This window comes from Nitrosomonas sp. H1_AOB3, from assembly GCF_015709435.1.
Classification (GTDB): Bacteria; Pseudomonadota; Gammaproteobacteria; order Burkholderiales; family Nitrosomonadaceae; genus Nitrosomonas; species Nitrosomonas europaea.
The window spans coordinates 971,005-983,292 of record NZ_CP054389.1; the positions used below are offsets into that span (position 1 = coordinate 971,005).

Annotated in this window: 12 protein-coding genes; 9 read left to right on the forward strand and 3 right to left on the reverse strand. The window is 49.7% G+C overall.

Annotation, left to right across the window (positions count from 1 at the left end; genetic code table 11):
- Positions 1–3 precede the first annotated feature (3 nt).
- The 7 genes from hisG to purD all read left to right on the forward strand — a co-directional run bounded on the left by hisG (position 4) and on the right by purD (position 7,521).
- Positions 4–654 carry an ATP phosphoribosyltransferase gene (gene hisG / locus HRU73_RS04650; RefSeq protein WP_011111482.1) on the forward strand — a complete coding sequence of 217 codons (651 nt, stop codon included), beginning with the start codon at positions 4–6 and terminating at the stop codon, positions 652–654.
- A 20-nt stretch (positions 655–674) separates the two neighbouring features.
- A complete protein-coding gene (gene hisD / locus HRU73_RS04655) occupies positions 675–1,973 on the forward strand; it encodes a histidinol dehydrogenase (protein WP_011111483.1) in 1,299 nt (432 codons plus the stop codon).
- A gap of 62 nt (positions 1,974–2,035) precedes the next feature.
- Positions 2,036–3,223 (forward strand): FAD-dependent monooxygenase, encoded by a 1,188-nt coding sequence (locus tag HRU73_RS04660; protein ID WP_041357096.1) that lies wholly within the window; start codon positions 2,036–2,038, stop codon positions 3,221–3,223.
- Between the two features lie 156 nt (positions 3,224–3,379).
- Entirely contained in the window at positions 3,380–4,393 is a 1,014-nt protein-coding gene (dusB, locus tag HRU73_RS04665) for a tRNA dihydrouridine synthase DusB (protein ID WP_287399655.1), read from the forward strand.
- Positions 4,390–4,632: a helix-turn-helix domain-containing protein gene (locus HRU73_RS04670; RefSeq protein WP_011111486.1), complete on the forward strand. Its 243-nt coding sequence runs from the start codon at positions 4,390–4,392 to the stop codon at positions 4,630–4,632. Before dusB ends, HRU73_RS04670 begins: the two co-directional genes overlap by 4 nt.
- 8 nt (positions 4,633–4,640) lie before the next feature.
- Entirely contained in the window at positions 4,641–6,203 is a 1,563-nt protein-coding gene (gene purH / locus HRU73_RS04675; protein ID WP_011111487.1) for a bifunctional phosphoribosylaminoimidazolecarboxamide formyltransferase/IMP cyclohydrolase, read from the forward strand.
- Position 6,204: 1 nt separating this feature from the next.
- Complete coding sequence (gene purD, locus HRU73_RS04680) at positions 6,205–7,521, forward strand: phosphoribosylamine--glycine ligase (RefSeq protein ID WP_011111488.1); 1,317 nt, start codon at positions 6,205–6,207, stop codon at positions 7,519–7,521.
- Between the two features lie 259 nt (positions 7,522–7,780).
- On the opposite strand, the gene HRU73_RS04685 is transcribed toward purD, so the two are convergent.
- The gene (locus tag HRU73_RS04685; protein ID WP_287399656.1) at positions 7,781–8,086 is read right to left on the reverse strand and encodes a cupin domain-containing protein; all 306 of its coding nucleotides are present in this window, start codon (positions 8,084–8,086) and stop codon (positions 7,781–7,783) included.
- Positions 8,087–8,159: 73 nt separating this feature from the next.
- Between HRU73_RS04685 and HRU73_RS04690 the strand changes: the two genes are divergently transcribed.
- Together HRU73_RS04690 and HRU73_RS04695 are read left to right on the forward strand one after the other, a co-directional pair.
- On the forward strand, positions 8,160–8,648 hold the full coding sequence (locus HRU73_RS04690; protein ID WP_287399657.1) for a hypothetical protein: 489 nt from the start codon (positions 8,160–8,162) through the stop codon (positions 8,646–8,648).
- 19 nt (positions 8,649–8,667) lie between these two features.
- Positions 8,668–9,102 (forward strand): hypothetical protein, encoded by a 435-nt coding sequence (locus tag HRU73_RS04695; RefSeq protein WP_276677558.1) that lies wholly within the window; start codon positions 8,668–8,670, stop codon positions 9,100–9,102.
- Between the two features lie 186 nt (positions 9,103–9,288).
- Here the strand turns inward: HRU73_RS04695 and HRU73_RS04700 are convergent, their stop codons facing one another.
- Both HRU73_RS04700 and HRU73_RS04705 read right to left on the reverse strand, forming a co-directional pair.
- Entirely contained in the window at positions 9,289–10,854 is a 1,566-nt protein-coding gene (locus HRU73_RS04700) for a hypothetical protein (protein WP_276817925.1), read from the reverse strand.
- 78 nt (positions 10,855–10,932) lie between these two features.
- On the reverse strand, positions 10,933–12,180 hold the full coding sequence (locus tag HRU73_RS04705) for an IS256 family transposase (RefSeq protein ID WP_425595631.1): 1,248 nt from the start codon (positions 12,178–12,180) through the stop codon (positions 10,933–10,935).
- Positions 12,181–12,288: the final 108 nt, after the last annotated feature.

The window sequence follows — 12,288 nt, forward strand, 5'->3', positions numbered from 1 at the left end:
TTGATGCCGGATATTACCATTGCCCTTTCCAAAGGGCGTATCTTTGAAGATACCATCCCGTTTCTGAAGGCAGCCGGAATCGTTCCCAGTGATGATCCGGATACCTCACGAAAACTGATCATCGGAACCAATCGGCCGGATGTCAGGCTTGTCATGGTGCGTGCCACGGATGTGCCGACCTATGTGCAATATGGTGCGGCGGATTTGGGTGTGGCTGGAAAAGACGTGCTGCTGGAACATGACGGGATCGGATTATATCAGCCGCTTGATCTGAAGATCGCTCGCTGCCGCATGATGGTTGCAGTACGCGACGATTATGATTATGCCTCGGCTGTCTTTCGTGGTGCACGCTTGCGTGTCGCTACCAAATATGTGAAAACCGCACGTAACCATTTTGCTGCAAAGGGAATGCATGTCGATCTGATCAAATTATATGGTTCGATGGAGCTTGCACCGTTGGTTGATCTGGCAGATGCAATTGTGGACCTGGTCTCGACCGGTAGTACGCTCAAAGCCAATCATTTACAGGCAATCGAAGAAATCATGCCGATTTCAGCTCGTCTGATTGTCAATCAGGCAGCATTAAAGCTGAAAAATACCGCAATACAACCCTTGTTAGAGACTTTCAGTGCAGCAGTGCCAAAGAACCTGTAACCCAGTATCCGGAAACCATCATGATCAAAATAAGGCGATTGTCATCCGTTGATGACCATTTCCAGGCAGAACTCGACCAATTGTTGAGTTTTGAAGTTTCTGTCGATAGCGAGATCGAACGCACCGTCACTCAAATCCTGCATCAGATCAGAACACATGGGGACAGAGCGTTACTCGAGCTTACACGCCAGTTTGATAATCCGGATATTGACCGGATCGAAGAAATCGAACTGCCCCGGGATGAGTGGCAATCTGCTTTGATGTCGTTGGATAAGGTACAACGTGAGGCGTTGGAGCAAGCTGCTTCCCGTATACGAGCCTATCATGAAAAACAGTTGGCCCAATCATGGGATTACGTTGAGCTGGATGGCACGCGACTGGGGCAGAAAATCACCGCACTGGACCGGGTCGGGCTCTATGTACCTGGAGGTAAGGCTGCCTATCCTTCATCTGTACTGATGAATGCAATTCCTGCCCGGGTAGCGGGTGTCAGGGAATTGATCATGGTAACGCCAACGCCAAAAGGAGAAAAAAATCCACTGGTGCTGGCCGCTGCCGCAATCTGTGAAGTAGATCGTGTTTTTACCATTGGAGGTGCACAGGCAGTCGCCGCGCTGGCTTATGGCACAACCACCGTCCCAAAGGTGGATAAAATCGTCGGACCTGGTAATGCTTATGTGGCCGCAGCAAAACGACATGTCTTTGGTACAGTCGGAATTGATATGCTGGCAGGGCCATCCGAAATTCTGGTGATCTGTGATGGAAAAACCAATCCTGACTGGATTGCAATGGATCTGTTCTCACAAGCGGAGCACGATGAACAGGCACAATCGATCCTGCTTTGCCCGGATAAAGCATTCCTGGATCGGGTAGCAGACAGTATTTCCCGCCTGATAGATACATTGCCACGCCGAGATGTAATTCGTTCTTCGCTGGAGAACCGCGGTGCTTTGATTCATGTGCGTGATCTGGAAGAAGCCTGCATGATTGCCAACCGGATCGCCCCCGAACATCTGGAGCTGTCCGTTGATGAGCCGGAGCAATGGGTGGATAGCATCCGGCATGCCGGCGCAATTTTTCTTGGACGATATACTTGTGAAGCACTGGGAGACTATTGTGCAGGGCCCAATCATGTCCTTCCCACCTCCGGTACGGCACGCTTTTCCTCACCACTGGGAGTTTACGATTTTCAGAAACGTACCAGCCTGATTCAGGTCTCAGCAGCCGGAGCATCCAGGTTGGGTGAAACGGCATCCATTCTGGCAAAGGGAGAAGGTCTGGATGCCCATGCCAGATCAGCTGAATCCCGTTATCAGTAAATCATGGATGTGAATGCTGACACACCGCCCATGTGCCTGTCATCAACTCGATATAAATGATCATGCCTGAGCAACCGTTCGATATCATCATCGTTGGGGGTGGACCAGTCGGGATGGCATTGGCACTGACATTGCGCGAATATGAATTTTCAGTATTGCTGCTCGAAGCGCGTGAATTACCGGAAAAAGTGGACGATCCCCGTCCGCTGGCGCTTTCGTATGGCAGCCGGTTGATCCTGCAACGACTCGATATCTGGAAAAATCTGACACAACCTGCGCCAATTACCACGATTCATATTTCCAATCGCGGCCATTTCGGTCATGCTGTCCTCACACCGGATGATGCAGGTGTCCCGGCACTGGGATATGTGGTTAACTACCATGATCTCTACCATTCCATGGGTCGGGCGATACGAGGCAGCAATGCGGTTTACCAGACCAATGCCCTGGTAACTGCCATTCGAACCGATCTTTCACTGGCTCAGGTAGCCTATCAGCAAGGCAGTACAACGAGGCAGGTACGAGCCAGATTATTGGTGCTGGCAGATGGTGGCAAGCTTGCCGAACAGATTGATGGAGTTCGTTACCATACTTATGACTATCAGCAAACCGCCATCGTAGCTAACGTCAAGGTTGAATCACCCCGGCCGGGAACGGCATTTGAACGTTTTACCCTGAACGGACCTCTGGCTTTGCTGCCTTCTGGTGAGGGATATGCACTGGTATGGACAATGCCGGCTGCAGCAGCAGAAAAAATTCTGAAGCTCGATGACAGATCGTTTTTGCTGCATCTGCATGAGCAATTCGGGGATCGTATGGGTGAATTTACTCATGTTGGCCCGCGATCGAGCTTTCCGCTGATACTCAAACATGCATCGACCATTACCGGCCATCGAGCAGTACTGATAGGGAATGCCGCACAGGCACTTCATCCAGTTGCCGGTCAGGGTTTCAATCTAGGATTGCGCGATGCGTGGGAACTGGCCAGTGAAATCAGCCGTATCCCATCAGGTACGCCTGGTGAACCGGGGTCGACCAGAATGCTGGCTGCCTACAGCAGACGACGCCAGAGTGATAAACGCATCAGCCGGCTGTTTACCGATTCTCTGGTAAAGCTGTTTACAGCGGATCTGCCGCTGGTGCAGACGTGTAGCGGCATGGGACTGGCTGCGCTGGACAATCTGCCGCCAGCCAGGCGCCTGATCGCACATCAGATGATATTTGGCACTAAAGGCTGGTTTATTGGATAATCGGATATTTCCCGGATAGCCTGCAGCAGGTTTGTCCAGATCCGGAAATCAGGCCGGTTTTTCTAATTATTTCCATTGAACTTCGAATGATTACCGGAACGGGTCGACAGTTACCGGATTTTCCTTCTGATATTTTGAACGAATTCTTCCTGCTTCATGCAAATTGGCTCCTATACGCTCAAGAATAAATTGATCGTTGCTCCCATGGCAGGGGTCACCGATCGGCCCTTTCGGCAACTGTGCAAACGGATGGGCGCTGCGATGGCGGTTTCCGAAATGGTTTCCAGTAACTCGCTGTTATATGGATCGGAAAAAACCCGGCGCCGTGCCTGTCACGACGGAGAGGTAAAACCGGTTTCAGTGCAGATTGCAGGCGCAGATCCGGTTATGATGGCACAAGCCGCGCGTCATAATGCGGATCAGGGTGCCGAAATCATCGATATCAACATGGGTTGTCCCGCCAAAAAAATCTGCAATGTCATGGCGGGATCTGCTTTGCTGAAAGACGAAAATCTGGTCAGCAGGATACTTGATGCCGTAGTGCAGGCCGTGGATATTCCGGTAACTCTGAAGATCAGAACCGGTTGGGATACACAGCACAAAAATGCAATTACCGTTGCGCGTATTGCGGAAAGTGCAGGCATACAGGCGCTGGCCATACATGGCCGTACGCGCGCCTGTGCTTACCGGGGGCAGGCAGAATATGACACGATCGCTGCAGTCAAGACTTCGATCAGAATTCCCATCATTGCCAATGGCGACATCACTACACCGGAAAAAGCCAGGGCGGTACTCGAATATACCGGTGCCGATGCTGTCATGATCGGTCGTGCCGCCCAGGGAAAACCTTGGATTTTCCGCGAAACTGATCATTATCTGACGACAGGCAGCTTTCTGCCTCCCCCTGAGGTAGCTGAAATTCAGCGTGTCCTGATCGATCACCTGTACGAGTTGTATCATTTTTACGGTGAATACTCGGGTGTGCGAATAGCGCGTAAGCATATTTCCTGGTACACACGCGGGCTTGCCGGTTCTGCTGCTTTCCGTCATGCCATGAACCGATTGGCGACAGTTGAAGAACAGCTGGCAGCTACACAGCAGTTTTTTGCAGAGCTGGCCGATCAGGGCCGCACGCTTACTTATATCGACGAAGAGGTCATCGAAGCATGACGGTTATCAACGAAAACGAGATTGCACTTTGTATCCGCAGAGCAGTAGAAGCCTATTTCCAGGATCTGGATGGTGAAAAACCATGCCCTATCTATGAAATGGTCATACGCAGTGTGGAAAAACCGCTCATAGAGATCGCCATGCATTATGCTCAGGGCAATCAAAGCAAAGCTGCTGAATTATTGGGCATCAATCGCAATACCTTGCGCAACCGATTAACCAAACATCAGATCCGGTAAATTTCCAAATGAGCATAAAACAGGCGCTGATCAGCGTTTCCGACAAAACAGGCATAGTTGAGCTGGCAGCAGCTCTGCACCAATTCAATATCACCATTCTCTCGACCGGTGGAACCGCAAGATTACTGCAGGAATCAGGTATTCCCGTCATAGAAGTAAGCGACTATACCGGTTTCCCCGAAATGCTAGATGGACGGGTCAAGACGCTGCACCCTAAGGTACATGCAGGCATTCTCGCCAGGATGGATTTGCCTGAGCATCGACAAGTGATGGAACAAGCACAGATTCCAGCGATCGATCTGGTGGTGGTCAATCTGTATCCGTTTACTCAAACCATTACCCGACCGGATTGTTCGTTTGAAGAAGCAATCGAAAACATCGATATCGGCGGGCCTACCATGATCCGGGCCGCTGCCAAGAATTTCCAGCGTGTCGCTGTCGTGACCGACCCACAGGATTACGGGCCACTGCTGGAACAAATACGCGCTAACGACGGATCAATCGATCATGACTATCGTTTCCAGCTGGCACAAAAAGCTTTTTCCCATACGGCGCGCTATGATGGCGCCATCAGTAATTATCTGACTGCACTGGAGCCATTGAGCTCACAGCGCAAACGTTTTCCGGATCAGCTCAATCTGAGTTTTACGCTGGCCCAGCCGTTGCGCTACGGTGAGAACCCTCACCAGCAGGCAGCGTTCTATCGTGATACGACAAATGTTCCGGGCAGTCTTGCGGACTATGACCAGCTTCAGGGTAAGGAGCTCTCCTATAACAATATTGCTGATACCGATGCCGCATGGGCATGTGTCAGAACTTTTGATAAACCGGCCTGCGTAATCATTAAACACGCCAATCCGTGTGGTGTGGCTATTGCCGATACCGCGCTGGCTGCTTATAAAAAGGCATTTACCACTGATCCGGTATCGGCCTTTGGCGGCATTATCGCGATCAACCGGGCTGTCGAGGCTGATCTGGCCAAAGCAGTATTGCAACAGTTTGTGGAAGTCATCATTGCACCGGAATTCAGCCCGGAAGCCAGACATTTGCTGGCAGACAAGCCCAATATCCGGGTATTGACCGTACCGCTGGATAAACACAACAATGTCTATGATCTGAAACGGGTGGATGGTGGACTGCTGGTTCAAACACCGGATGATCTCGATATCACGGTAGATCAGTTGCAGGTCGTCACACGGATAAAACCCACTCGTGAACAAATAGAAGATTGTCTGTTTGCCTGGAGAGTGGCGAAATTCGTCAAATCAAACACCATCGTATTTTGTGCCAACGGCCAGACGCTCGGTATCGGGGCCGGGCAGATGAGCCGGGTGGACAGTGCACGTATTGCTTCGATCAAAGCACAGCAGGCCAACCTTGATTTGCATGGATCAGTTGTTGCATCGGATGCATTTTTCCCATTTCGGGATGGTCTGGATGTACTTGCCCAGGCGGGTGCCGGGGTTGTGATTCAGCCCGGCGGCAGTATTCGTGATGAGGAAGTCATCGCGGCAGCTGATGAGCAAGGGGTGGCTATGGTCTTTACCGGTGTCAGACATTTCAGGCATTAGCATGAGATTACTCGTTATCGGCAGTGGTGGCAGGGAACATGCCATTGCATGGAAACTGTCCCAATCTCCCCTGATTGAAAAGATCTTCGTTGCGCCTGGTAATGCCGGAACGGTGTTGGAAGCCAAGCTGGAAAATGTTCCAATGACTTCCATTCCTGATCTGGTGACGTTTGCCCGGCAGGAGAAGATCGATCTGACCGTAGTTGGCCCGGAGGTGCCATTGACGGAGGGCATCGTCGATACTTTTCAGGCTTCAGGCTTGAGAATATTCGGACCCACCCGGAAGGGTGCACGACTGGAAGGTTCCAAAAGTTTCGCCAAGGCATTCATGCTCAGTCATGGCATTCCAACCGCTGCCTGTGAAACGTTTGATGATGCAGCGGCCGCACATCGCTATATCGACCAGCATTCCCTGCCGGTCGTCATCAAGGCTGATGGACTGGCGGCCGGTAAGGGCGTGGTCGTGGCGCAAACTCTGTCCGAGGCGCATGCGGCAGTGGATGCCATGCTGGTGGACAACCGGTTGGGTACGGCCGGTGCGCATATTCTGATCGAAGATTACCTGGAAGGCGAGGAGGCCAGTTTCATCGTCCTGTCGGATGGAAAGAATGTTCTGCCTCTGGCCACCAGCCAGGATCACAAACGCCTGCGGGATAACGATGAAGGACCCAATACGGGGGGGATGGGCGCCTATTCTCCGGCACCGGTCATTACGCCCGAATTGCATGACAGAATCATGCAGAAGGTCATCATGCCCGTAATCCAGGGCATGACACAACAATCTCAACCTTATGTCGGATTTCTGTATGCCGGGCTGATGATTTCCCCGCAAGGCGAAGTCAGGGTACTGGAATTCAATTGTCGCCTCGGAGACCCGGAAACGCAGACTATCATGCTGCGATTGAAATCTGATCTGTTTATCCTGCTGGAGCACGCTGTCGATGGCACACTGGATCAGACAAATATTGAATGGGATCAGCGGGTGGCGTTATGTGTAGTCATGGCAGCCCAAGGATATCCTGACAATCCAAGGAAAAATGACATCATTCATGGGCTGGATTCAGTGATGGCTGCTCAGCATCATTCTGATGAATTTCACATTTTTCATGCCGGTACTGCGCTGAATAGTACAGATTCGACAGAAATACTGACATTCGGCGGGCGCGTACTGGGTGTGACCGCTTTGGGTGGGGACATCCGGCAAGCACAATCACGAGCTTATGCGATTGCAGCAGACATCCATTTCGATGGCTGTCAGATGCGCCGGGATATCGGCAGCAGAGGATTGGCACAAGGAAGTGGCGGGAAGCCTGGCTGATTCCAACCCTCGATTGTCCTTGCGAGGTAGTACACCGAAGCAATCCAGTTATTCCACAGCGAAAATTTCCAGTTCTGGCAGTTTATTCATAATCTTCAGCGTTTCCAGACTCACTTTCTGACTACGCGGCAGAGCAGTTCCAGAGCGTTCCATCACCCAATCCAGCACGGCCTTGCCGTTGACGATACAACCAGAAAGCTGCCGGTTTTTCCTGGAATCTGTTTAGGGTCTCAATCGAGGTGGGGGCTTGAACAGGTTCTCAATACACATGAACGGCCAGCCAGAGCGCGCCGTGGGATGTCCATTTGACAGTGTGTGGGGTGTTGGCCGGCAGAAACAGATAGTCTCCGGTATTCAGCTCAATAATTTTTCCGTCTACTTCGAGTATGGCTGTACCTTTCAGCAGTGCGATCCATTCATCCTGTACTTGCTGGTATTTTTGTGGAGACAGTTCGGCAGAGCTGACGATACGTTCGATCACCAGGTTTCTGCGGGAGAGCAGTGTCTCGAAAGTTTCACCTTTTCGCGGAGTGGAAAATCCTGTAAACAGATTACCTGTCTGCATATCACCATGCCTTATGGATATAATCAGGAATTGTATTGCATATTGAAAAATCCTCAAACGCAAGGAGATTCAAATGAAAACTGCTTTTTCCAGGCTGTTTTTAGTAATGCTCACTGCCATACTATTATCCGCCTGCACTTCCAATGAAATCTATCGCAGTAATTTCAGCAATTGCATAGTAACAGCACAGGAATCATGTGAATCCCATGCGATTCAGCTGCATAACCAGGGAACGGATGAAGAATATTTACTGGGTTTTGTCGAGATTGATGATCAGGGGCAACTCCGCAGTCGCGCACAAATGCAGGCTTTGCTCAATGAGTTGTACGCTCTGGCAGCAAAAGAAAGCCTGTTAATCAATGTATTTGTTCATGGCTGGCATCATAATGCCAGTCCAGGTGATACCAATGTAGAAAGTTTCAAACACAGTTTGACCGAGCTAAGTAAGGTTGAGAATCAACTGCAGCATTCTGGCAGAACGCCGCGTAAAGTCGTGGGTGTTTATGTCGGCTGGCGCGGAGAATCAATTGATGTACCGTTGGCAAAAGATGCTACTTTCTAGGATCGCAAGAATACGGCCCATGAAGTGGGATATATATGCACCTCTTTATGATCTGGCACAGGCACGCTGCAGCTATTTCCAGAATCAACCGCCACGGTTGGTTGTTTTGACTTCTGAAGCTGATTATGCGACCAAATATGCTTTTCCCGCTGGCCGGATTTTCTCAACCCTCTTTGAAACTCACGGCACAATCAATCGTAATGATTGCAACCTGCCACTCTCCTATTATAGCGAAGGCGCTGCAGATCGCCAGACAGTTGGCCATTTCGAGCCTCTGCAAAGCCATGAATTACATCCCATCAGCGCAAGCATGGAGCCGGCTTATGATCAATCAAGCCAAAACGATCTGGGAGAGTCAGCTACCAGAAGGATCAATACAATTTGGCAGAACAGAATTGACAAGTCTGAGGCGCACAGTAATTCACAATCCCTACCTGAATGTAAAAGTCGATAAGCAACTGATTGCGGGCCATAACGATGTGTTTCGCCCCGAGATCATGGAATTCATTCGCATGTTGATTGTTGTGTCTACTGCAGAATAAAACGCTCCCCGGAAGCCTGCATGCAGCAAGTATCGTACAGCAAGTATCGTACGCAGCTTTATCCATCAGAATCCAGAAAATATCAGAAAGAGCCTCTGCTACAGTGCCTGAAATTGCTGTTCGTACTGGTCGGCTTTGGATAGATCGCCTGCTTTCCTGGCTGCTTGCGCTGCAAGTGAGATCCCATTACGACGATTGGGTGTGCGTTGCAATGAGGTTTCCAGTTCCTTTAGTGCTGCTTCCGGTTGATTCATTGTCAGCAATAACTCTCCGAGTAACTCACGAGCTGGAATAATAGAGCCGGGTGTGACATTATCTTTTTCAGTTGAATCTTCCAGATCAGCTGACGCACGCATCAGTTGCAATGCTTCTTCAGATCGATTTTTTGCAGCTGCAATCCAGGCAGCAACAGCCAGTCGCTGAATTTCAATTTGACCAGCAGTGTAATCCTGATGTGCTGCATGATCGTGATCACGCAATGTCTCCAATCGTTTCAGGCTTTTTTCTGCCTCAATTATATTGCCAATTCTGGCGGCACCCATTCCTTTAGTAAAGTGGGTAAGTGCTTCACACCAGCCGAATTGCTGCCACGGAAAATCCGTTGGATGAACACTTAGTTTGGTCGCTGCATGCCAATCACCGCGTTCAGCAACAAAACGTGCTGGAATAGCGGCAAAGGCATAGGCGATTGTGGTGTTATGCGGATGCGCCTGATCAGTTGCCAATATCTCCTGCATAATTGCACGTGCTTTTTCTGTTTCACCCAATTGTAAATAAGCGTACAACAGAAAATCCTTAGCGTGAATGTCGTCCCCGTAATTGCCAGACGTGTGTTCCTGTGAAGCCTGGTGCGCTGCCAGATTGGATTGCACCACATCCGACCATAGACCCAGGCGAACAAAGATATGGGATGACATGTGTAGAGCATGCGGTACGGTGGGTGCAATATCCATATATGCCCGCGCAGCATCGAGTCCGAATTCTGCCAGCTCAGGGTAATCGCTACTGTGGATGATGTAGTGAGCGACACCAGGGTGTTGCGGTTCATCCTTCAAGACACGTTGCAGTAACTGTAACGCCTGTTTTTGCCTGACGAAAGTTTTATCGTCTGGCGAGACATTTGAAATCAGTGCTAATGCGTAAAATAATGTAGCTTCATTATCGTCTGGAAATTGTTCAGTAATACGCTTCATGGCCTGCTCATACGCCAGTTTGCGCGAGCTGTAATCACGATCATCATCCTTTGCTGGATAGATGGTAGCAATCGCATCCAGATAGGCTTTTTCCCGATCCGTTTTGATTGGTAATGACTGTGCTTGTGCAAGGGCGTTACGTGCCCGTTGTACTTCTTCTGTTGTGGGGGTGGTCGCCCATAATTGCTGATAAAGACTCATTGCGATACCCCAGTACCCCATGGTGCAGTTTGGGTCAATAGAGATGACTCTCTGAAAAGCTTTTTCGGCTTCGTCATACCAAAATGAGTGCAGCATCGCTAAAGCTTTATCAAACTGATTTTGTGCAGTAGGTGTGCAGGATACCGGGAAATGTACCTTTCCGAGTTTTTCCTGATCAATGTTATTGGCAGGGTGATGATCACCATCAGCGATCGCTGATCCGATCCACAGCAAAATTGCAAAGGTAAAAACACGCCTAAATGTTGTCATCGTATATCCCCAAAAATAGTGCTGTCCGACAAAGATAAACAATTGGAAGAGCTATTGTCAAATCTGGTGTATAGAGAATCAAGCGGCTACCTGTTTTCGATCTCCATTTTGTTTAACGCCGTTAACGAATTTGACGCCCTGCATAACATCCGCTAACAATTTATAGCCCCTTAGTCGGAACCATTTCTTCTGTGCCACTTCCATCAGTTTGAACGCCATTGTCAAAGTAGTCATCCGGCTTCCACAGTTTTTGGTTTTGGCTGTTCTCAGCCGGACAGTTGCAAAGACTGATTCGACTGGATTAGTTGTTCTAATGTGTTGCCAGTTTTCTGCAGGATAATCATAGAAAGCCAGCATGGAGTCTTTATCCTTTGCCAGACACTCCATCGCTTTTGGATATTTAGGACTAAAACGTTCAATACAGTTATCAAATGCTTTATAAGCCTTTTCCCGTGTTTCCGCCTGCCAGATATTGTGCAGCGCTTCCTTGACCTTGGGTTGCATGGCCTTGGGCAGCTTTTCCATTACATTGGCGATTTTATGCACCCAGCAACGCTGTTGATCCGTATCCGGCCAGCACTGGGTAACAGCCTTCCAGAACCCCAGCGCACCGTCACCGACAGCTAATTTGGGAGCACCTTTGAGGCCACGTTGTTTCAAATCCGTCAATACTTCCGTCCAGCTCGCTTCAGACTCACGATAACCATCAGACAATGCCAGCAGCTCCTTACGCCCCGTTTCATCAGAACCGATAATCACCAGAAGACATAACCGGTCATCCATTCGCACAGTGCTGTAGATACCATCAGCCCAGACATAAGCATACCGTTTGCCACTCAGATCGCGGCGAGTCCAGTTTTGATAATCCTGTTCCCAGTCCTGCTTCAAGCGGCTGATCGTTGCAGGCGATAATCCAGGCGCGTCTGTTCCCAGCAGGTGTTTTAAGGTCTCTGTGAAATCTCCTGTTGAAATCCCTCTCAGATACAACCAAGGCAGAAATTCTTCAATGCTTCGTGTTCGTTTCAAGTAGGGAGGGATCAGGCTGCTGTTAAATTTGATGCCAGAACCGCTGCGATCACGTACTTTCGGCACTTTGACTTCAATATCACCAAGCCCGGTTTGAATCGAGCGCCCCGGTAGATAACCATTTCTGACAACTGCCGTTCTACCCTCAGCGGTTTTCAAACCGCCATGATGATGGATAAAGCTGGTTACTTCCGCTTCAATCGCTGCTGACAACATCTTACGTGCGCCTTCTCGCAGCACTTCCTGTAACGGATCATTTTGTTCTGGTTTATTCAGATTAAAAACTTTACTATCTGTCATGCGGTGTTTCCTTTGTTTTGTTGGTTGATCTGCCGAGATCCTCAACAACAGGTTACACCGCTTCCTTCTCCCTTGTCATACACCAGAAATAATCATAGCTCCAATTGG